The organism is Paenibacillus sp. FSL R5-0713 (assembly GCF_037973325.1).
Lineage (GTDB): Bacteria > Bacillota > Bacilli > Paenibacillales > Paenibacillaceae > Paenibacillus.
Genome location: NZ_CP150229.1, coordinates 6,013,998 through 6,036,178, shown reverse-complemented (window position 1 = coordinate 6,036,178; position 22,181 = coordinate 6,013,998). Strand labels below are relative to the sequence as shown.

Here is a 22,181-nt window from a genome sequence, read left to right as displayed (position 1 = left end):
CAGGATGATGGAAAACCGTGATACTGGTAAAGCATCGATTAAAGTTCTTTTGGCTGATGATCATCAGCTGTTCCGTGAGGGACTGAAACGCATTTTAAATATGGAGGACGACATTGAGGTCATCGGCGAATGCGGCGATGGAATTCAAGTGCTCGAATTCTGCAATCAGGATAAACCGGATATCGTATTGATGGATATCAACATGCCGATTGAAAATGGGGTTGAAGCAACGGAGAAATTGCGTGAGCTGTTCCCTGATGTCAAAGTCATTATCTTGTCCATTCATGATGATGAAAGTTATGTGTTTGAGACGCTTCGTAAAGGGGCTAACGGATACTTGCTGAAGGATATGGAGGCCGAGTCTCTGATCAATGCGATTCGTTCCGTGCATGAAGGACATGCGTTCATCCATCCAAAAGTAACAGGCAAACTGATCATGCAGCTGCGTCGTATGACGTATCTTAATGAAACAGGGGCGATGAGTGAAGGAGCTTCGAAGGAAGCGGGCGTTAAATTTGTCGCTGGTGACAATAACCCGCTCACACGTCGTGAGGCTGAAGTGCTTCGCTTAATGGCAGAAGGTAAGAGCAACAAAATGATTGGTGAATTCCTGTTCATCAGTGAAAAAACAGTAAAAAACCATGTCAGCAGTATTCTGCAGAAGATGGAAGTGGACGACCGTACACAAGCTGTTATCAATTCGATCAAATATGGTTGGGTTACGCTCTAATACCTTATGTTTATCGTAGAAGCAGTATTCTTATGGTAAGTCAGTCCATTGGTTGATTCAACCTTGACGAAGTATAGATTGGTGTTCACTCGCGCCCTTTCCAGAATGCTGGATTGGTCTGCGGGTTAATGGACTTTATCACTGCAAATGAGCAAAGCGTAAGGTTGTGCGGAACATGTGTTCAAGCTTAGGCGTGAATGAATGACCTGGCCTGTCTTTCTTCGTCCGGTGTCGATCAGCGTGGAATATGAGTGATAGGAAATGCAAGTGTAACCCTTCAGGAAGTACAGCATATACTTGTTGTATACAGGGATGTTCGCCATGGGTGAGCATGACCTTCCGAGGAGGTGCAGTTGCCATGGTTGCTCATCTGACTATGATTCTGCTCATATACTTCCTGGCGGCAATGGCCGTTCATGCCATGCACCAGCGCCATCTTTCTCGTCCGGAATCTGAAGGATTCGAGCAGATCTTGCTCATCCCTTCCAATCAGGCAGGGCGGATCGAAGGCATTGTAAGAGCACTTTGCCGGGAATTGTTATACCGTGGAAAGAGCTTCAGATTAACCGTTGTTGCTGATCGTACAGAAGCGGAAACGATTACGATTATTGAAAAGTTGATGCAAAGGCAAGGAATGGAGACATCTTATCTGCCTGCTGTCCCTGCTGATATTGAACGGATAGCACAAACCGATCACACTTTTCGACTGATCGATTTGCGTGAGTCTGAGCAATAAATCATCATCTGAACGGGAAATGGGATTAACATTTCGTAGATCTACAGTGAAAAGATTACAGCAGAAGCTGTAGTCTTTTTTTGTAATTGTAGCCAAGTCTGCTTTTAAATTAAAAATGGGTTTTTATGCAATCTATGGTTATTGCCTGGGTTTGAGGAGTTCCTGATCATGGAAATAAGATTTTCGAAGTCAGAACTCTTAATTTAAAAGTATAGACGATAGAGATTGGAAAAAGTTTCGCAATTTTATAGAAAGATTCTGGTTATTAGAAGAATTGTATGATGCGTGACTAACCTTGTGCTGTGAAGATTCAATTGGTATAGTGATAAGTAGATTGATCATAAGAAGATGATTATGGACATGAAGCACATGCGCCGGCGATTAGCCGGGTAGGCATGTGCTTTTTTGCGTTCGGAAAAATAACGATGGGGGAGGAGAGTAAATGAAGGTTGCCTTATATGTGTGCCGTACAGGTGAAGGGTGGAGCATGATGTTGTCACTCGATATTCGTGTGGATGTGGCCTGGTGGCTAGAGGGAGGAAGTGGGCGACATGTGCTGCGCTGGTTGCTGTTAGATCAGGCATTGCCGTTAAGTCAGGCATCCTGGTTGGTTGAACATTTTGAGATGGAGCGAGGCATGGATCAGTGGGGCCAGTGCGAATGGCAGAGTTATTTTGCGCGGAAGCTGGATGTATATGAACTGGCCTCGGTGGAAGTTGAGGCGAGAAAAGGTATAGCGGGCAAAGCGGGGAGTGTCGCTGCGCGTCGCATTCAGGTAGGCGGGATGCCGGAGCCGTATCCCGCCGGGCAGTGGGCTCAGCTGGAGCGGGACGCGGCCCTGCTGGCTGAGCGGATCAGCGGCCGCCAATTACTGGCGGCCGAGGCGGAGGCGTTGCTGGCGGATACCGCCCAGCCGCCAAGGGAGTGGCGCGCGGCTGCGCAGCTCGCGCGCTTGCACGGGCGGCTGAGTATCACAGCCGCCCTCCAAGGGCCTGCCACGCGCCGTCGGCACGCGTGGCTTGGACGCGCGCGGAGCGCGCCCCGCTGCCACCGTTGTGGCAGCGAAGCCGGGCAGCGCGTGCCCTGCGCTGCCTGCGGCCTGGCGGCGTGCGCCTACTGCGAGGCTTGCCTCGCGCTGGGGCGCAGCCGTGCTTGTGCGCTGCTGCTACGCAGTGCAGCGCCAGGGGCCGTGCCAGTACGCGGCGAAGCACCGCGTGGCACGGCCATGGCCCCCACCGGCGGCGGGCTCGCCCGGTGGGGGCTTAGCGCAGCGCAGAGCGCAGCAGCAGCTGCTGCGCTCGCATTTTTGGCCAGATCGCCCGCAGGGGATGGACCGGGGCGGTTCTTGCTGTGGGCAGTGACCGGGGCCGGCAAGACCGAGATGATTTTCCCACTGCTCCAACATACATTGGATCGCGGTGGACGAGCGCTGGTCGCTACGCCGCGCAGGGATGTGGTGCTGGAATTGGCTCCGCGTCTGGCCAAAGCCTTTCCCGACACATCGCTCGCTACCCTTTACGGCGGCAGTGACGAACGTTGGAAAGATGCTCAGCTCACGCTAGCGACCACACACCAACTGATGCGTTTTTATCAGGGATTTGATCTCGTGATCATCGATGAACTGGATGCCTTCCCGTACCATAACGATCCCATGCTCGCTCACGCGGCGGCATCTTCCTGTAAACCGAATGGGAATTTTGTATATTTGTCTGCTACACCACCAGCTCGGCTACAGAGGGAAGCAGCACAGGGGAAACTCACTCATGCCAAAGTCCCGGTACGTTTCCACCGTCATCCTTTGCCTGTGCCAATCTTGATTAAGATGGTTACCGTTGCTGAATGTATTAGGAAACGAAATCTTCCGTCTTCTTTGAAATCTAACGTCCAAATTTCATTGCAGCGTGACGCCCAGGTATTTGTGTTTGTGACACGCATTGCCCAGATTGAGGCGTTTGTGAATCTGGTGCGCCGTACCTTTCCCGGAATACATATCGAAGGAACTTCATCTCAGGACCCCGATCGCGCCAGCAAAGTTACAGCCTTTCGTGAACGTATAATTCGTCTGCTCGTAACCACCACAATTCTGGAGCGTGGCGTGACCATTCCGCGTAGCGATGTCTTTATATTGGATGCAGACAATGGTCTCTTTGATGAAGCTTCACTGGTTCAGATGGCGGGCAGAGCAGGGCGTTCCATGGATGACCCGGCGGGTAGAGTGGTTTTTGCATCATCTCGTCGGACACGTTCACAGGTGAAGGCCGTTGCACAAATTCGGAAAATGAACACCATCGCTCGTCGCAAAGGCTACCTACATCCGCCATCCAAGACATAATTGTTATCTGCCTAATCTATGAATTAGCATCCATATTTTAAAGTATACAAAGCGTTTATCACCGTAGATACCATTAGATTCCCCAGACCAGATTGGAGGAGGTTTACACGATTATGTTTAACTGGCTCAGCAACATCACCGATCACGCTCAGCTTCTTACCCAACGCCTCCATCATCTGCTCGCCCCACCTGGAGCGACTTGTCTGACATGTGGCACTCGGGCGATCCTATCCTCGCTCTATCCGGGTATATGCCCACGTTGTGTGCAACAGATTCCATGGATTCGTTCCATCCGCTGCCTGCGTTGTGGTCGGGGCGTTGGGTGCCCGGACTGTGCTCGTCCACATATGCAAAACCGTTCTTTTATCCTCAACCGCAGCGCCGTACAGTACACCCCTCTTATGAAAGAATGGATAGGCATGTACAAATTCAGAGGTCATGAACGATACGCGCCGCTCTTAACCGCGCTGTTGATTCAAGCCTTTCAAGCGATGAGCGAGGAACACATTTCTGCTTTGGCAAAAGAACCCTCAGCCCCCGTGGCTCATTCCGCCACACTTGCTCAACCAACGAAGCCGCAATGGCTGCCTGACGCGGTCACTTATGTTCCGGTGAGCAGCGAGCGCCTGGCCGAGCGCGGCTTCAATCAGGCGGAGCGGCTGGCTGCTGGGCTTGCCACCGCCTGCCGCCTGCCCATCGTTGATCTGTTGCAGCGCCAGATCAACACCACCAAACAAAGCTTCAAATCACGCGGTGAGCGTATCGAAACGATGAAGAACGCTTTTTCCATCAACCCCGAAGGCATTCATTTAATTGAAAGACTATACAGGGAATCTCATCTGACAGCAAAAAAGGGCATGTCACATGACGAACCCATACAGATCCTGCTGATCGATGATATATATACAACAGGCAGCACCTTGGACGCTTGTGGGCAGGTTATCTTAAATGATGGTTTTACCATGGGAATTCCGGTTGAGATTTACACACTAACACTGGCAAGATCCTAATAGGCCAAATCAGTCTATTGAACTACTGTTTAAATATTTTTCAAGTCTCCTTGCATACACAACCTACGCTTTATTTTTTTAATAGATAGGAAAATGTGTTCTCTTATTAATAATTTCACAAATACGAATTCCTCTTTTCGTATTTATACCGTGTGAAATATAATTGTTTGATGAAATTATAAATGAAAGCGCAACAAGAAATTTTTTACATGTAAAAAAGAGGAATTGGTTTTCTCGCGCAGAATAGATAGTTTTGCCGTTCATAGAGGTGACAGCATAGGGAGTGGCACAACATATCTTTTGAAGGGGAGAACAAAAGTGGTCGCAGGAAAAAGAAAAAACGGATTTTACTTATGGACTGTCCGTCTACTAGTATTCATGCTGGTATTCGGACAGTTTGGCGTGTACGGGGGAAACCGGGCACATGCAGCGGTAGGAAGCGGGATAGTCTCATCAAGCAATGATTATCAATATGTAATGACCAACAATAACGGCCAATTAGAGGTGAACCAAAAATCAGTTAAACTGAGTTGGGCTAGATCCTACAATATTTCATCAACGGGATATTCTTTCACCAGAATGCAGTCTATCCTGGGTTTCACAAGTGATATTACCAACATAAGCTTTGGATCGTATACATCCAAATATGCCGGACAGATCGATAATGCTTTTCTCATTGATTTAAGCAAAGTTCGTGAGATTGCTACCGAGATGACGTACAGACAACCGTATAACCAAGTCGGACAATGGGAGATCACACATTATAATGTGCTAGGTCAACTGACACCGATTGATGTATATGATTATGATGTCAGACAGTTGAGTTTGGTTGTAAACGCAGATACGGGAGAAGTTGTAGATTTTTACTCTGAACTTAATCCGTACTATACACGTAAAGCTGAACCTGCTTCTTTTACCAAACAGGAGGTAAATCCATTACCGATTAATAATGTACCATCTGTGCCTTCGAATATAACGGGTAACTCCAGTGAAAACACGACTCATATTCGTTGGGATCATGCACAGGAAGCTGTACAATATGAAATTGAGCGTGATGGTACTTTAATGGGTCCTTATTATGGTACCAGCTTCGATGATGCCGTGCTCATTCCTAACCAAAATTACTCTTACAAAATACGTGCCATAAATTCGATAGGAAAAAGTGAATGGAGTAGTGTCTTTACTATTAAAACACTGCTTAACGAACCTGTGATCTCCACGAGCTCTGAGCAAGGGAAAAATATAATAGAGTGGGCTGCAATTAATCATGCCGATGGTTATCAACTTCAGATTGATGGTGAAGCCCCGATTGATCTAGGTAATGTAACGAATTACGAACACGTTGGTTTGGAGGCCAATTCCAGTCATACCTATGCATTAAAAGCAGTATCTTCAGATAATGAGAGCAACTGGAGTAGAACGGCTACGCAACTTGTTGTGCCAGACTCAGCAAGTGGTTTGAAAATTACAGAAGCTACATTCAATAAAATTTCTTTAAGTTGGACTGCGATTAAAGGTTCTAGTGGATATGATCTGGAGGTTGATGGGATCATCGTTCCAGTCTCTGGTACAACATACAGCAAGACGGCTCTTACGCCCAATACCGAGCACACTTTTCGATTGAGATCTAAAAATGCAGGTGGCGTAGGTAAGTGGACTGATATGCTAACTGTTTCGACACTTTTAGGTACGCCTGTTCTTAAAGCAATTTCATCGCAAGAAGAGATGATTTTGGTATGGCCTGCAATTGAGGGGGCTACCTCTTATGAGGTGGAAGCAGATGGAGTTAATGTAGGAATTGTTGTAGAACCAGCTTATACACACTCTGATCTATCACCAGGGACACTTCATAAATATCGTGTACGAGCTTTGAATGATACCAATACAAGTGCATGGACTGCAGTTTTGTCTCAAAGTACACTCCCCGGCCCTGTTTCGAATCTCACTATAAACTCAGTCACTAATGCAGCTATTAATCTGAAATGGACAGCAGTGACAGGGGCGACAGGATATGATTTGGAGATTGACGGTACAAATGTATCTGTTACTGGCGTAGCCTACACAAAGAATAGCCTTGCAGCAAATACAGAACACACCTTCCGTATTCGTTCGAAAAATGCAGCAGGCGTGGGTGATTGGAGTGATCCTCTCAGTACAACGACACTGTTGAATACACCTGTATTAAAGGCTACTTCAGCAGAAACAAGTATCAATCTGACTTGGGCAGATGTACCAGATGCGACTACATACGAGATTGAAGCCGATGGTACGGTTATGACAACATCCAGCGAACTAACATTTGTACACAGCGATCTATTGCCGGGAACGGCACATAAGTATCGTATTCGTGCTTTGACAGAAAACAATACAAGTGCATGGACAACAATGTTGACGCAAAGCACGATACCGGCTTCGGTTACAGGGTTGAATATTAGCTCTGCGACGAACGTAGCCATTGCATTGAAATGGACGGCAGTAACTGGAGCGACGGGGTATGACCTGGAAATCGACGGTATCATTGTCCCAGTAACGGGAGTAGCCTATACGAAAAGCGGTCTTGCAGCAAATACAGATCATACCTTCCGTATCCGTTCGAAGAACGCCGCAGGCGTAGGTGCCTGGAGCGATCTGATTAGTGGAACAACACTACTCAATACACCCGTATTAAAAGCAACATCAGAAGAAACGGCAATTAACCTAACTTGGGCAGCTGTTGCAGACGCTACTACTTATGAAATTGAAGCCGATGGTGCAGTAATTGCAACAATTAGTGATCCAGCGTATGAACATGTTGATCTGTTACCAGGTACTGCGCATAAGTATCGAATTCGTGCTCTTACGGATATCAATACGAGTGCATGGACAACGATGTTGACGCAAAGTACAATACCGGCTTCGGTTACAGGGTTGAATATTAGCTCTGCGACGAACGTAGCCATTGCATTGAAATGGACGGCAGTAACTGGAGCGACGGGATATGATATAGAGATTGACGGAACCGTTGTCCCAGTAACGGGAGTAGCCTATACGAAAAGCGGTCTTGCAGCAAATACAGACCATACTTTCCGTATTCGTTCGAAGAATGCGGCAGGCGTGGGTGCCTGGAGTGATCTGATTGGTGGGAAGGCATTACTGAATACACCCGTATTAAAAGCAACATCAGAAGAAACGGCAATTAATTTAACTTGGGCAGCGGTTGTAGACGCTACTACTTATGAAATTGAAGCCGACGGTACATTGATTGCCGCAGTTAGTGATCCGGCATATTCACATATCGAGTTGTTACCAGGAACAGCGCACAAGTATCGTATACGTGCTCTAACGGATAACAATACGAGTGCATGGACTGCTGTACTGTCGCAAAGTACGATACCTGCTTCAGTTGCAGGACTTAATATTAGTTCTGTTACGAATGTGGGCATCACTCTAAAATGGACAGCAGTAACGGGAGCCACGGGATATGATCTGGAGATCGACGGAACGGTTGTCCCGGTAACGGGAGTAGCCTATACGAAGAGTAGTCTTGCTGCGAATACGGAGCACACCTTCCGAATTCGTTCAAAGAACTCCGCAGGAGTAGGTGCTTGGAGCGATCTAATCAGTGGTATGACTCTTTTGAATACACCTGTATTAAAGGCAACATCGGAAGAAACAACAATTAATCTATCATGGTCGGATGTAGAAGATATGACCGCGTATGAAGTTGAGGTCGATGGTACAATTGTTGGCATAGTTAGTGAGCCAGTATATATACACGATGGTTTATTGCCCGGAACAGCACACAAGTATAGAATTCGTGCTTTAAAAGGTGAAAACACAAGTGCATGGACAGCAGTGCTGACGCAAAGTACCATCCCTGCTGCAGTTAACGGTTTCATGTTAAATAACGCTACACCTGTTGCGATCTCAATGAAATGGAGCCCAGTTACAGGTGCTACCGCTTATGATATGGAAATTGACGGTGCTGTAGTTTCTGTGAGTGGATCTGCTTATACGAAAAGTGGTCTTCTAGCGAATACAGATCATACCTTCCGCATTCGTGCCAAAAATGCTGCTGGCATTGGTAGCTGGAGTGAGGTCGTAACCGCTTCGACCCAATTAAATGTACCAACAACGCTGAAAGTTGTACCTGAAGAAACGGCAGTTACGCTGACATGGAATGAAGTTGCGGGTGCAACAAAATATGAGATTGAGGCCGATGGCATAGTGGTTGCAACAGTGAGTGATCCCTTGTATATCCACAATGGACTACTTGGTGGGACGGCGCATAAGTACCGTATACGTGCCCTGACCGATACTAATGTGAGTGCCTGGACAGCAATACTGTCCCAAACTACGTTGCCTGCCAGTGTCTCAGGTTTAAGTATTACCTCTGCAACTACAGCGGCTATCGCGCTGAGATGGACTGCTGCAACTGGAGCTACAGGATATGATCTAGAGATTGATGGTACAGTAGTTGCCGTGAGTGGAGTCGCTTATACGAAGAGCGGACTTGCCCCAAATACGGAGCATACCTTCCGAATTCGTGCTAAAAATGCTTCTGGTGCAGGAGCTTGGAGTGAGATTATAACGGGAATGACTCAATTAACTACACCTGTGCTGAAGGGGACTTCCGACAGAACAAACGTTATTCTGACATGGGGTGCGGTTATGGGGGCCTTGTTTTACGAAATTGAAGCCGATGGGCAAATTGTGGCGACGGTCAGTGATGCAACATTTACTCATTCTGACTTGTTACCGTCCAGTTTGCATAAATATCGCATTCGCGCATTCAACGATCAGAACACAAGCGTATGGTCTTCTGTACTAAGTATTAGAACATTGAATTAGGAATATAAAATTGGGGAGCAGGGTTGCGTATATGTGCATCCTGCGCCCCTCTTTTGTTTTGCAAATAGACTATGGATTCATCAGAGAAAATAAGGTAATGTATAGTTATTATCTATTCGGAAATGGAAGTTTGAGAGGGGCGTTTTAGCGATGAATCTAGGTAATTGTCCTCGCTGTGGTAAATTATATGCGTTGAATTTTCGAGATGTATGCTCAAATTGTATTAAGGAAATGGAACAGGAATATCAGATCTGTGTAGAGTATTTGCGCGAAAACAAAGGCACCAATATACAGGAACTATCTGATGCAACAGAAGTTTCGATCAAAACCATTACCAAGTTCATCCGTGAGGGACGGATTTCCATCGAAAATGCCCCGAATATGATGTATCCTTGTGAAGTGTGCGGAACATTGATTCGTGAAGGTCATATGTGTGACTCTTGTCGTCATCGCTTGACGAAAGACTTGGCTAGTGCAGCTCGCGATGTAGGTCAGAAGGATAACAACAATGTAGGCGGACGAACCTACAATGCTGTCGACAAACTACGCGATTAATAGGAGTCAGGGCTCAAATACATGTTTTGCTATAACAAATGTTTTGAAACGTACCGATAAACTTATTAAAGATTATCGGTTTTTTTTATTATCCTAATCATTTCGATAACATAAAGATAAAGTAAGAAAAACGTATATCAATGTAAAATTCTAACGTGGAAGGAAGTGCATTTTAAATGAAAATCAATGAACCGAGTAGAATTGGCGCCATCAATTCATATCAAAGGAACGTTGAATCCAATCAGCAGGCTGATGCCAAGAAGAGCCGCCGTAAGGACGAAGTATCCATTTCTCCGGAGGCGATGAAGATGCTTGAGGAACAAAGTCGTACACAGGATGCAGGACGCATACAACGGATACAGGAACTTAAAGAACAAGTGAGTTCGGGAACGTATCAGGTAGATAGTAGTAAGCTTGCTGACAAATTGCTACCGTATTTTAAGTCTTTTGATAAGGAATAGGTGATCACGTAATGGCAGCACTGGACAGATTAATTGCAGTTTTGCAGCAAATGGAACAAAGTCACCGCGATATGCTGGCACTCAGCGAGGTCAAGAGACAGGTCATTGTCAAAAACGATGTGGATGAACTCATTGCCGTTCTGAACAAAGAGTCCCGTTTCATGAAACAACAGGAGCCATTGGAGATTGAACGACAGAGTGCGGTTCACGAATTGCTTCAGGAGCGTGGAATCAAGTCCATGCTGAACCTGAACATTACAGAGATCTCCAAACTGATTTTTGATCCGGCTGACAAACAGCGATTGCTCGAAGTCCAGAAGAAGCTGGCGGGAACACTACAGGAGTTAAAGGAAATCAATCAACTGAATCAAAAGCTGATCGAGCAATCGTTGATGTTTATTGATCTTTCAATGGACATCTTTGCTTCTCGGCCAGAACAGGATGCCACATATCAGCATCCTGCTGATAAGAACGGCAATCCAGGGCGAATCGGTCTGTTTGACACGCGTGCCTGATTAATTAGGGGGAAACCAGGTGACATCTACATTTCATTCAATCGAAACGGCTAAACGCAGTTTGTTCACACAGACGACAGCTCTTAGCACAACAGGCCATAACGTAGCCAATGCCAACACGGAAGGCTATTCACGTCAAAAGGTAAACATGCAGGCATCCATTCCAATGGAGCCATTTGCATTTCTGCATAGCACAACACCAGGACAGCTTGGTACAGGGGTAGAGTTCGACTCCATTACCCGTGTGCGTGAGAAATTCTTGGATGACCAGTATCGTAATGAAAACACCAACTTCGGGAGTTGGTCTATTCAACGAGATACACTTGAGAAACTTGAAGCCATTGTGAACGAACCTTCTGACACGGGATTTCGGACGGTTATGGATAACTTTTACAAATCATGGTCAGATCTGAGTAAAAACCCTGAGGACGTTACGGCACGGCGGATTGTCAAGGAAACTACACTCGCGCTTACGGATGCAATGAATCAGATTAGCCGCCAATTGGATGCGCTTAGTCAGGATTTGGACAGTAACATCGCTGTGAAAAGTAATGAGATCCAGGGTTACCTGGGTAACATTGCAAACCTCAATAGTGCAATCGTGAAAATTGAGTCTCTTGGCGACAATGCCAACGATTTGCGTGACCAACGCGACTTAATGACGGACAAGCTTTCCAAAATCATGAATGTTACCGTAACGGATTCCCCGCAAGGATATGCTATCCAGATGAATGGACAGGCACTCGTTACAGGCGGGGCAGTACAAGTCGCGGTAGATCCTGCTTATCTTAATGATGCATATACTGCGGGTACACTCACCAATGGTGAAGTTCACGGCATGATTAAGTCCAGAGATACATTGGTAAGTGATTACCGGAAACAAATGGACGATTTGGCCAATACCCTTGCTAATGGAGATATCGAGATAACTCTTCCTGCGGGTTCTGTTTTACCAGACAATACTGTACTGGATGGTGTTACATACACAGGTGCAGCGCGTACACTTGCTACAGACTTGAAGGTTACAGTCAAGGGTCTGAATGGACTGCATCAGCTAGGATACAGCATGGATGGTACGAACACGGGAGGTGTCCCATTCTTTACAGCAGCGGGTGGTGGAACAACCATTACAGCCGGCAATATCTCATTGAACGCAGAGATCCTGGCTGATCCGAATAAAATTGCGACTTCACTACGAACATCGGATGCTTCTGGTACAGAGACTGTAATCAAAGGTAATAATACACTTGCCATCTTGCTTGCGAATCTGAAAGATACACCGATGAAATCAGCGGACGGTTTACGTAATGCAACGATCGGTGCGCAATTCAGTGCCATTGTGGGACAACTTGGGGTTCAATCTCAGGAAGCGGCTCGTCAGACATCCAACTCGGAGTTCCTGGTAGAGCAAGTGGACACTCGACGCCAATCCGTGAGTGGTGTATCGCTGGATGAAGAGATGGCGAACATGATTAAGTTCCAGCATGCCTATAGTGCATCTGCGCGTTTTATGACCACATATGATCAACTTCTCGATAAATTGATTAACTCTACCGGCATGGTAGGCAGATAATAGAAGGGAGTGACCTAACAACTATGAGAATTACGAATAACATGCTTAGTTCACAGTTGCTTTTGAACTTGAACCGGAATGCACAGCAGATGAACAATACTCAGACTCAACTGGCAACAGGCCGTAAAATTAACAAACCTTCGGATGATCCGGTAGGGATCACATACTCCCTTCGTTATCGTGCAGAACTTTCATCCAATGAGCAGTATCAGAAAAACGTAGATAGTGCGGTTTCCTGGCTTGAGTTCAACGATACTGTTATGAATCAGGCGGGGAATGTCGTGCAGCGTCTGCGTGAGTTGACGGTACAAGCTTCAACAGGTACGAATCCTCAGTCTGCTCTGGATAGCATTAAAGAAGAGGTAAAACAACTTAATGAACAGTTGATTGATATCTCCAATAGTAAGCTTAACGGCAAATATGTTTTCAATGGTGAGACATATGATGTGAAACCGTACGATTTCCCTGCAAATCCTGATGGTACGTTGGATACAACGAATGCTGCCTCTGTTGTTACGGATAAAGGAAAAATTAACTTCATTGTAGGGGAAAGTGTTCAATTGCCTATTAATGTGAGTGGTAATGAAGTATTTGGAACAGAGACGGAAGAAGATAATCTTTTTGTCATTATGAATACCATTATGCAAGCCTTGACTGAAGGTGATCAGAAAGAGCTATCTGATCAGTTGGATAACATCGATAGTAGAATGGGTAAAATGTTGTCGATTCGATCCGAAATTGGAGCAAAGACTAACCGTGTTGACTTGATGATGGGGCGCTTGGAAGATCTCGGTATTAATCTGACAGATCTGCAATCCAAGGTGGAAGATGCGGATTACGCAGAACTATCTTTGCAATCTAAAATTCAAGAAAATATCTATAATGCTTCTCTTTCAGCAGGTGCCAAAATCATCTCGCCATCTCTGGTGGACTTCCTGAGATAATATAAGGAGGAGCCATGTTATGAACACTCTTCCTGTTGTTCAGATTCGAACTACGCCATCTATTTTAAACATCGATGCTGACCCTGGACAGTACTCCATTCGTCAGCCTAAGGCGGAGGTTCAACTTCATACCAAACCTGCGAAACTGACTGTACAAAGCCATCCAATTGAGCTGAACGTTGATCAAAGTAAGGCATTCTCTGCATATACCGGTGGCAACATGATTGATATGAACGCTCGTATCTATTCGGGGATCCAACAGAATTTTCTGCAGAATATAGCTTCACGTGTAGAGCAGGGTAATCAGTTAGCAGCTATTCATAAACCGGGAAATACGATTGCTAATATTGTGGGTACCGACTGGAAACCGCAACCTTTTCCAGAGACGAGAACCCCTGCTTCTTTTGATAATGTGGATATTCGTATCAACACAAGACCTCCAGATATTAGCTATGATCCGGCGGTCTCTGAGATGAACGTCATCGTGAATAAGCCGGAGATTGAGTATCAGAGAGGTAAACTGGACATTTATGTAAAACAGTACGCATCAGTGCAATATACTCCACCAGCCATAGATATGGAGTTATAAGTTATAATGAGCTATAGACGGTCTCGGACGCAGCCCTCTATGGCTCTTTTTGTATAAATTCATCGCCAAGGAGGCGTTTATTATTCATATTCAGACAAGCATGTGGGGAGAAGTAGAGGTTCAGGAGAAAGACATATATCAATTTCCAAAAGGTTTACCTGGGTTTGAAGAGGAGACGGAGTTCGCGCTTATCCCATGGGATGATACGCCATTTAGTTATTTACAATCTGTTCGAGAAAAGGACTTGTCTTTCTTGTTGGTAAGTCCATTTACGTTTGTTACGGATTATAGTTTTGAATTAAGCGGAGTGGATAAGGAAGAATTGGAGATTGCAGAGCAAGTATCAGTATACTCCATGGTCACAATTCATTCCCAGGCGAATCATTCCACAATGAACTTACTTGCACCTGTTGTGCTCAATCCCGAAAAGCGTCTAGGTAAGCAAGTTATACTCCATCAGTCGATCTATGAGACGCGCCACCTGATCTGGTCAGAAGACGAAGAAGCTAAATCCGTGAAGGGTGGGGTGTGACATGTTGGTATTATCTCGAAAAAAGGGCGAGTCTATTATCATTCAGGACCACATCGAAGTGACGGTACTTGCAGTTGAGGGAGATACAGTACGTATCGGGATATCTGCACCCAAACATATTGATATCTTTCGTCAGGAGGTCTATGCCTCTATTCAAGAGACTAACAGAGAGTCTGCAACACCGCTTGCGGCCAATGTTGAGGCCTTTATGGAGCGTCTTAGAAATAACGGAATAAAAAAAGATTAAAAAATATTCCAATTTGCTATAAACAGTTGTTCACCTTCCGTCGATATATAATTTAGACGCTGCTTCGGCAGGGCGGCCGACCTTAATGTCGCGGCGTTTACCACATGGATGTGGAACTAATTTATTTTCAGGGAGGAAATACTCTAATGATTATCAACCATAATATTGCGGCGTTGAACACACACCGTCAACTGTCTGCAAACACTGCTAACACTAACAAAAACATCGAAAAATTGTCTTCCGGTCTTCGCATCAACCGTGCTGGTGACGATGCTGCAGGTCTGGCAATTTCCGAAAAAATGCGCGGTCAAATCCGTGGTTTGGACCAAGCTTCCCGTAATGCTCAAGATGGTATCTCTTTGATCCAAACAGCTGAGGGTGCATTGAACGAAACTCACTCCATCCTGCAACGTATGCGTGAGCTTTCCAACCAATCTGCGAACGGAACGAACACTGATACAGATCGTCAAGCTCTGCAAGACGAAATGAACCAATTGACTTCCGAGATCAACCGTATCGGTAACACTACTGAGTTCAATACTCAAAAATTGTTGAACGGTGGTATTGGAAGCAATGATGGTGCAAAAACTACAAAAGCAACAAGTGCAACTCTTACATCTGATACAGCTGTAACTGCTACAACAATCGCAGCTGGTAAAATCACTGTAGACGGCACAACATTTGATCTTGCTGGTACAGACTTGAGTGATGGAGCTGCAACTCCTGCATTTAACGGCGCTAACGCGGTAGCAAACTTGGGTAATGTTACGGCTGGTGGAGTGAAGCTATCTGACCTTGTTGACATTACTGAATCTGGCGGGGAATTCACTTTTACTGCAAAATCTTCTGGATCGACCAGTGATATTAAGTTTGACGCAGCTGGAGCAACGGCTGTTGGAATTACTGGAACAAACCCTACAGAGAATAAAGGTACTCCATCAACAGTTGAGCGTCATGGTATTCAAGGTGGAACTGCCCTCGGTGATGGCGGGACAGCTAATACGATTGCAGCAAACTCTACTTTTAAAGTAACTGTTGGTACTGAAAGTGCAGTAACCGTTACTTTGAAAGAAGGAAAAACTTACGATACTGCCAATGCTGATAAAAACATAGCAAATGCAGCTTCACAAGACTTAATTAAAGATTTGAACGCTGCATTGCAAGAAGCTGGTATTTCCGACAAAGTAACAGCTTCGCTTTCTGCAGATAACGAAATTCAGTTCATTTCAGAATCAGGAAAAGATATCTCTCTTACTGAAGGAACAGGTTCGCCATTAACAGCAATTGGTGTTGACGCAGCGGCTGATGTGGTTGGAAATGTGCAACAGGTAACTGGACCGGGAGTACAAGGTGTAGGCTTCTCTACGAAATTCCAAATCGGTGCTAACACTGGCCAATCCATGTCCTTACAAATCAACGATGTTCGTTCCGCTGCCCTGGGTATTACAGGTAACGCTGGACAAGCTGGTTTCACGAAAGAGAACTCCGTTACTAACGGAACAAACGATATCAAAGCTGAAGCAGCTCTGAATATCTCCACTCGTGAAGATGCTTCCAAAGCAATCAACATCTTGGACAAAGCAACTTCCCTGGTTTCCAGCGAGCGCGCTAAACTGGGTGCTGTTCAAAACCGTTTGGAGCACACAATCAACAACTTGGGAACGGCTTCCGAGAACTTGACAGCTGCTGAATCCCGTATCCGTGACGTTGACATGGCGAAAGAAATGATGAGCCAAACGAAAAACAACATCTTGGCTCAAGCAGCTCAAGCAATGTTGGCTCAAGCTAACCAACAACCACAAGGCGTTCTGCAATTGCTTCGTTAATCTTAATTTGCTTCATACTAAACCTTGGATCTCTGATCCAAGGTTTTTTTATTGGATTTTACATATTTCCTAAAGCTGGACAGGCGATACGCCGATATATATTATAAATGCGAAATAGTTGGAGGTCGTTCAAGGGTGAACATTCAATTTTCCTTATCTGCTGCCTCATCTGCAAGTAATCCTGCTATAGAGGTGCAGCACCCGGCAGGCGCTTCTCAAGCGGGAACCGACACATTAAACATCAGGACAGCAAAAGAAGCCTATAGCAAAGAAAAGCAGGGTGTAAATCTATCGGTGGGAGAAGAACTGCTGATCCGCAATATTGACCGAGCGGTGAAAGCACTACAAGGTCCGGAGACAACGCTGGACATCAGCATCCATGAGAAGACACATGACATTATGGTCAAGGTGCTGAACAAGGAAACGGGAGAAGTGCTTCGGGAGATTCCACCTGAGAAGACATTGGATCTGGTAGCCAAGATGATGGAAATAGCGGGCATCCTGATCGACGAGAAAGTATAGAAAAGTACTTAATATATCCTAAAAGCAAGGAGTGAATTTATGCGTATTAACGGATTTTCCGGTATGGATGTTGATAGTATGGTCAAAGAACTCATGACAGCCAAACGTGCTCCACTTGATAAATTAAACCAGAAGAAAACATTGCTCGAGTGGCAAAGGGACAGTTATCGTGAACTGAACAGTAAGATGTATGAATTCCGTAACACCAAGTTGCAACAGACATATAGACAGTCATCAGCACTTAATACACAAAAAGCAGTAGTAACCGGTAATACCGACGCAGTCAAAGCTGAGGCAGGTGCGGCAGCTAACGGAATTAAAATGGAAGTTTCCGTTGAACAATTGGCTACTGCTAAAATGCAGGTAACTGATGGAAAGGGTCAAGGCTTTAGTTCAAGACAATCGTTAGCTGAGCTGGCCAACGGTATTAAATTCGGGCAGCCTACAACAAGCTTGGGAACAAGTGACTATACCAAAGAATACAAAATTAAGATTAACGACGTGGAAATGACCTTTACGGGTCAAGACACGGTGTCTTCCATTCTTGCAAAAATTAATAGTAAAACGGATTTAAACGTCAAAGCTAGTTTTGATGATCTAACAGGGAAGTTTACTGTTGCTGCTAAAGATCTTGGTACTACGGGGATCCTTGATGTTCAGCCCCCAGATGCCGGAAATAATTCTTTACTAGATATTTTTGGACAAGGTGCTACTGCGGTGATCACTGACGTTGCAGCTAAAGATGCAATAGTTAAGATTAACGGATTAACGCTAAATCCAGCTCCAACGAGTAATGTTATTACTTACAATGGTGTGCAGATGAACCTGTTGGCGGAGACTGTTACAAGAGATACAAATGGTATCATAACTGGCGACAAGCCATTCACCATAAATACTCAGAGTGATCCAGACAAGGCCCTTAGTACAGTTAAATCCTTTATTGAGGATTACAACAAAATGCTGGACCTCATGAATACGAAGGTTGGAGAGGCGAAATACCGTACCTTCCAACCACTAACTTCTGAACAGCGAAGTGCGATGTCGGAGAGCGACATTAAGCTGTGGGAGGAAAAAGCCAAGAGTGGTCTTCTCAAAAATGATGATATTCTCTCTAGTCTGACTTCTACCCTAAGAACGATTATGGGCGAGAAAATGGGAGAGTTAAGCAACATAGGGATTACAGCGGGTAAGTATTACGAAAACGGTAAGATTTATCTCGATGAAGAGAAGTTCAAAAAAGCGATTATTGACAATCCGCAGCAAGTCTCCGATCTTTTGCAAGGGTCTGGTGCTAATGCGGACAACTCAATATTTGGAAAAATATACAAAGAGATGGATACTGCAATGACCAAAGTTGCAGAACGTGCCGGTACAACCAAATTTAGCGGTGACGTTAACAGTCTCTACAAGGAAGAAAGCGTTATGGGTAAGGCCTTGAAAGGTTATAATACTCAAATCACAGCGCTTGAAAAACGCCTCGCAGACCTTGAAAATCGTTACTACAAACAATTCACGGCTATGGAAACGGCGATGAGCAAATATCAAAGTCAGGCTTCAAGCCTATCCAGCTTCTTCTCCAGTTAAGTTAATTTAAAGATTGAAAGGGTGTAAATATGATTAAGTCTCCATATGATCAATATCGTCAGTCGTCCGTTCAGACCTCTTCACCGGGGCAGTTGTTGATAATGTTGTATGATGGGGCTATTCGTTTTGTACGGACAGCGATTGATGGATTAGGTGCCAAGGATTATCAGAAGGTTAGTTTGAATCTTGGAAAAGCACAAACGATTGTTAGCGAGTTATCAGTTACGCTGGATCGCTCTTCTAATATTGCAGAGAATCTTAATGCTTTGTACGAATATATTAATTATCTTCTTATTGATGCTAATACGAAAAAGGCTGCTGAGCCAGCTGAGGAAGCTTTGGGCTATTTGAAAGAGCTAAAAGAGACCTGGGTTCAGGCAAGTAAAATGGTAACCTCATCTGAACTCGGAGCCGTTCATGGATGATTTGCTTAAGGAGCTAGAGCAGCTAACGCAAGATATCATGCTTCAGATTAATGAAGTGAGTTCAGATGAATTAGAACTATTTGTGAACAAGCGTCAGAGCATTATTGATTCTATGCTAAAGCAAGGTCAGGGTAAAGCTTCAATACCTCAACAAGCACGGCTTAAGAAGATCATGGATAATGATCATGCTATTCTGATGAGAATGAACAGCTTGAAGATCGAAGCTAAAGACTGGCTCATTCAACGCAAACAGGCTAAAGTACAGAAGAATGCATATGAGACGTCCTACGCAGTGGACAGCATTATTGTAGACACGAAAAGATATTAAATATTACAGAAGGATGTAAGATACCTATGAGGGATATTTTACGTCCTTTTTCTGTTGTGTTATATTTTTTTCTATAAAAAAGTGTATCTATTTCTCGTTATCTGAATAGTAAACTCTCATCCGAGTTTCTATTATTAATACATAAAAAATAGACTTATCAACCCTCCGATTACCTGATATATTCAAGTTATCCCACCATTCAACACAATCCCCAATTAATCTACAAAAAATTCCAAGAAAACATTTACTTTTCCAATTGACAATGGATAACTTTGGATGGTATTATCTGAATTGTGGGCAGAGGTTAAGGCCGAAAGCTTCACTTCATTTGATGACGAAGGGAATGTTAGTGCATGCAAGGTAAAGTAAAATGGTTCAACGCAGAAAAAGGTTACGGTTTCATTGAGACTGAAGATGGCGGCGACGTATTCGTACATTTCTCCGCAATTCAATCCGAAGGATTCAAAACTTTGGAAGAAGGTCAATCCGTAGAATTCGACATCGTCGAAGGCGCGCGTGGACCGCAAGCAGCTAACGTAATCAAATTATAATCATCCGGACAATCCGACCTACATATATGGTTAGATGGTTACCAAATTGAATTATCGCTAGCATCAGACTCCGGTATGTTCCGGGGTCTTTTTTTGTTTCAATAGATTCGAGATTAAGATCATTCCGGGAACAGTATTTTTGTGAGTTTAATAGATTAAAGCAGTAGATCCAAGAGATCGAGTGAAGTTCATTTTACATATTAGATTGAGGTGGCTCAAAAACGGTTAATTACATCATCAAGCGCCTAATAATTCATACCAACTAAATATTCGATTATGGCTGAATATGATGAAATATCGCGAAATATGGCGTTATGCCTATGTTGGCAGATGTGGCTTCAACAGATGTCATTATTCGGTCACCGGGAGTTTTTACATGGCGCTTACATTCGTGTTATAATGAAGTGGCAAAGGAAAAAGGAGGAGTGCCCTATGAATTTAAGTATTCGAGGTCAACAAATCGAGGTTACTGATGCTTTGAAGGATTATGTCGACAAAAAGTTGAGTAGACTCGAGAAGTATTTCGATGCACCCCTTAACTCTGACGGTGCTGTTACATTGAGCACGACGAGAGGTTTGCATACGGTAGAGGTGACGATCCCTTTGAAAGGCATTGTGCTCCGTGCTGAGGATGAGAGCGACGATATGTACGCATCCATTGACTCCGTGGTGGACAAGCTGGAACGTCAGATCCGCAAACACAAAACTAAAATTAACCGTAAATTCCGCCAGGAAGGCAGCCTGAAAACACTCTTCGTTGAAGATCCAACAGGTACTGTAGCTACAGCTGAACTGGATGCGGACACGGATGAAGATGATTTGGAAGTTGTACGTACGAAACGCTTTATGCTGAAACCAATGGACGTGGAAGAGGCCATCCTCCAAATGAACATGGTTGGTCACAATTTCTTCGTATTCTCCAACATTGACAGTGAAGAAGTTAGCGTGGTTTATAAACGGAACGATGGTAAGTACGGTTTGATCGAACAAGGTTAATTTTAACGTACAGGATCATCGGAACTGAATAAGAATATCTAAATTTTAATAATGAACTCAGGAACTGTAGTTTCCTGGATTAGAGTTAACAAGAGCTTCCATCCCTTAGGGGATGGGGCTCTTTTGTGCGTAGAGGGACGGGGAAACGACCTTTGGAAATAAAATGGTGAAACTATTCCCTATGCTGCTGCGTCTAATAGATAGTATGAAGAATCAATAATCGGTACAATTTAACCACTAGATTCCGATGGTTACGAAAATATTCGTACACCTAATATCGAGAACTTAATTTTGAGATTATCATCCAAATTTACCATCAAAATTCGCTGACAGGGCAGTCTGCCTTGTAAAATGAAACAAGACAATCGAACGCTTCCGCTAACGACTATGATCTTTTGCACTTAAACTCCATTTGATATGTCTCAGAAGTTCAAAGAAGTGTGCCGTGGCGTGTTGCGGCGACCCTTACAAACTGTTACAATTTATGCAAAGAGAATCATTGTCCTGATGAGGAATTGTCAACGAATGATCGCTAATCATAATCAATGACAGGCACAGCACCATGAACATGATTCGCAAGGCTCGGGCTTCGGCTAGTTTCTAATAACCGAATCCGTTTGAACACCGAATCAGCTTCATGAGGAACCCTTGGCAAGCCTGGAGTTGATTCATCATATTACTTATTAGCATATGATTTGAATTTGATTTTTACACGGATGACGAAGAGGGCAGAAATGACCTGTAGAAGCGAAGCGTTCGCCTGAAAGCTTTCTGAAAGAAAGCTACATCGGAAGCATACGCTTATCCCCGGAATTCCCCCTCTGAGAAGAGAGTTTAAAAGAAATCAGGGGATAACAGCGATCAAAAGGACATTCTGGCAACTGAGTTGATGAAG

20 protein-coding genes are annotated in these 22,181 nt (G+C 44.5%); all 20 read left to right on the top strand.

Annotated elements, in window-relative coordinates:
- The first annotated feature begins 7 nt into the window (after positions 1–7).
- The 20 genes from MKZ12_RS26980 to raiA all read left to right on the top strand — a co-directional run bounded on the left by MKZ12_RS26980 (position 8) and on the right by raiA (position 21,286).
- Positions 8–730: a response regulator transcription factor gene (locus MKZ12_RS26980; protein WP_026081439.1), complete on the top strand. Its 723-nt coding sequence runs from the start codon at positions 8–10 to the stop codon at positions 728–730.
- 358 nt (positions 731–1,088) lie between these two features.
- Positions 1,089–1,466, top strand: coding sequence for a hypothetical protein (locus MKZ12_RS26975; RefSeq protein ID WP_339238150.1), 378 nt, complete (start codon positions 1,089–1,091; stop codon positions 1,464–1,466).
- A gap of 1,078 nt (positions 1,467–2,544) precedes the next feature.
- A complete protein-coding gene (locus MKZ12_RS26970; RefSeq protein WP_339257662.1) occupies positions 2,545–3,798 on the top strand; it encodes a helicase-related protein in 1,254 nt (417 codons plus the stop codon).
- A gap of 113 nt (positions 3,799–3,911) precedes the next feature.
- Positions 3,912–4,808, top strand: coding sequence for a ComF family protein (locus tag MKZ12_RS26965; protein ID WP_339257661.1), 897 nt, complete (start codon positions 3,912–3,914; stop codon positions 4,806–4,808).
- A 318-nt stretch (positions 4,809–5,126) separates the two neighbouring features.
- A complete protein-coding gene (locus tag MKZ12_RS26960; RefSeq protein WP_339257659.1) occupies positions 5,127–9,638 on the top strand; it encodes a fibronectin type III domain-containing protein in 4,512 nt (1,503 codons plus the stop codon).
- Positions 9,639–9,788: 150 nt separating this feature from the next.
- Positions 9,789–10,193 carry a TIGR03826 family flagellar region protein gene (locus tag MKZ12_RS26955; protein ID WP_339257657.1) on the top strand — a complete coding sequence of 135 codons (405 nt, stop codon included), beginning with the start codon at positions 9,789–9,791 and terminating at the stop codon, positions 10,191–10,193.
- A gap of 176 nt (positions 10,194–10,369) precedes the next feature.
- On the top strand, positions 10,370–10,654 hold the full coding sequence (flgM, locus tag MKZ12_RS26950; RefSeq protein ID WP_047840678.1) for a flagellar biosynthesis anti-sigma factor FlgM: 285 nt from the start codon (positions 10,370–10,372) through the stop codon (positions 10,652–10,654).
- A gap of 11 nt (positions 10,655–10,665) precedes the next feature.
- The gene (locus tag MKZ12_RS26945; RefSeq protein ID WP_076333996.1) at positions 10,666–11,169 is read left to right on the top strand and encodes a flagellar protein FlgN; all 504 of its coding nucleotides are present in this window, start codon (positions 10,666–10,668) and stop codon (positions 11,167–11,169) included.
- A gap of 19 nt (positions 11,170–11,188) precedes the next feature.
- Positions 11,189–12,742: a flagellar hook-associated protein FlgK gene (gene flgK, locus MKZ12_RS26940; RefSeq protein ID WP_339257654.1), complete on the top strand. Its 1,554-nt coding sequence runs from the start codon at positions 11,189–11,191 to the stop codon at positions 12,740–12,742.
- A 23-nt stretch (positions 12,743–12,765) separates the two neighbouring features.
- Complete coding sequence (gene flgL, locus MKZ12_RS26935) at positions 12,766–13,686, top strand: flagellar hook-associated protein FlgL (RefSeq protein ID WP_249912650.1); 921 nt, start codon at positions 12,766–12,768, stop codon at positions 13,684–13,686.
- A 19-nt stretch (positions 13,687–13,705) separates the two neighbouring features.
- Complete coding sequence (locus tag MKZ12_RS26930; RefSeq protein WP_278298063.1) at positions 13,706–14,275, top strand: DUF6470 family protein; 570 nt, start codon at positions 13,706–13,708, stop codon at positions 14,273–14,275.
- 49 nt (positions 14,276–14,324) lie between these two features.
- A complete protein-coding gene (fliW, locus tag MKZ12_RS26925; protein ID WP_339257650.1) occupies positions 14,325–14,807 on the top strand; it encodes a flagellar assembly protein FliW in 483 nt (160 codons plus the stop codon).
- 1 nt (position 14,808) lies between these two features.
- On the top strand, positions 14,809–15,054 hold the full coding sequence (csrA, locus tag MKZ12_RS26920) for a carbon storage regulator CsrA (RefSeq protein WP_339257649.1): 246 nt from the start codon (positions 14,809–14,811) through the stop codon (positions 15,052–15,054).
- 146 nt (positions 15,055–15,200) lie between these two features.
- Positions 15,201–16,880 (top strand): flagellin, encoded by a 1,680-nt coding sequence (locus MKZ12_RS26915; RefSeq protein WP_339257646.1) that lies wholly within the window; start codon positions 15,201–15,203, stop codon positions 16,878–16,880.
- A 135-nt stretch (positions 16,881–17,015) separates the two neighbouring features.
- Positions 17,016–17,402 (top strand): flagellar protein FlaG, encoded by a 387-nt coding sequence (locus tag MKZ12_RS26910; RefSeq protein ID WP_339257644.1) that lies wholly within the window; start codon positions 17,016–17,018, stop codon positions 17,400–17,402.
- A 39-nt stretch (positions 17,403–17,441) separates the two neighbouring features.
- Positions 17,442–18,986 carry a flagellar filament capping protein FliD gene (gene fliD / locus MKZ12_RS26905; RefSeq protein ID WP_339257642.1) on the top strand — a complete coding sequence of 515 codons (1,545 nt, stop codon included), beginning with the start codon at positions 17,442–17,444 and terminating at the stop codon, positions 18,984–18,986.
- Between the two features lie 29 nt (positions 18,987–19,015).
- Positions 19,016–19,411: a flagellar export chaperone FliS gene (gene fliS / locus MKZ12_RS26900; protein WP_339257641.1), complete on the top strand. Its 396-nt coding sequence runs from the start codon at positions 19,016–19,018 to the stop codon at positions 19,409–19,411.
- Entirely contained in the window at positions 19,404–19,739 is a 336-nt protein-coding gene (locus MKZ12_RS26895; RefSeq protein WP_339257640.1) for a hypothetical protein, read from the top strand. The genes fliS and MKZ12_RS26895 overlap by 8 nt, the downstream gene beginning before the upstream one ends.
- Before the next feature lie 353 nt (positions 19,740–20,092).
- Positions 20,093–20,290 (top strand): cold shock domain-containing protein, encoded by a 198-nt coding sequence (locus tag MKZ12_RS26890; protein WP_024631599.1) that lies wholly within the window; start codon positions 20,093–20,095, stop codon positions 20,288–20,290.
- A gap of 432 nt (positions 20,291–20,722) precedes the next feature.
- Positions 20,723–21,286 carry a ribosome-associated translation inhibitor RaiA gene (gene raiA / locus MKZ12_RS26885; RefSeq protein WP_124116500.1) on the top strand — a complete coding sequence of 188 codons (564 nt, stop codon included), beginning with the start codon at positions 20,723–20,725 and terminating at the stop codon, positions 21,284–21,286.
- The last annotated feature ends 895 nt before the right edge of the window (positions 21,287–22,181 follow it).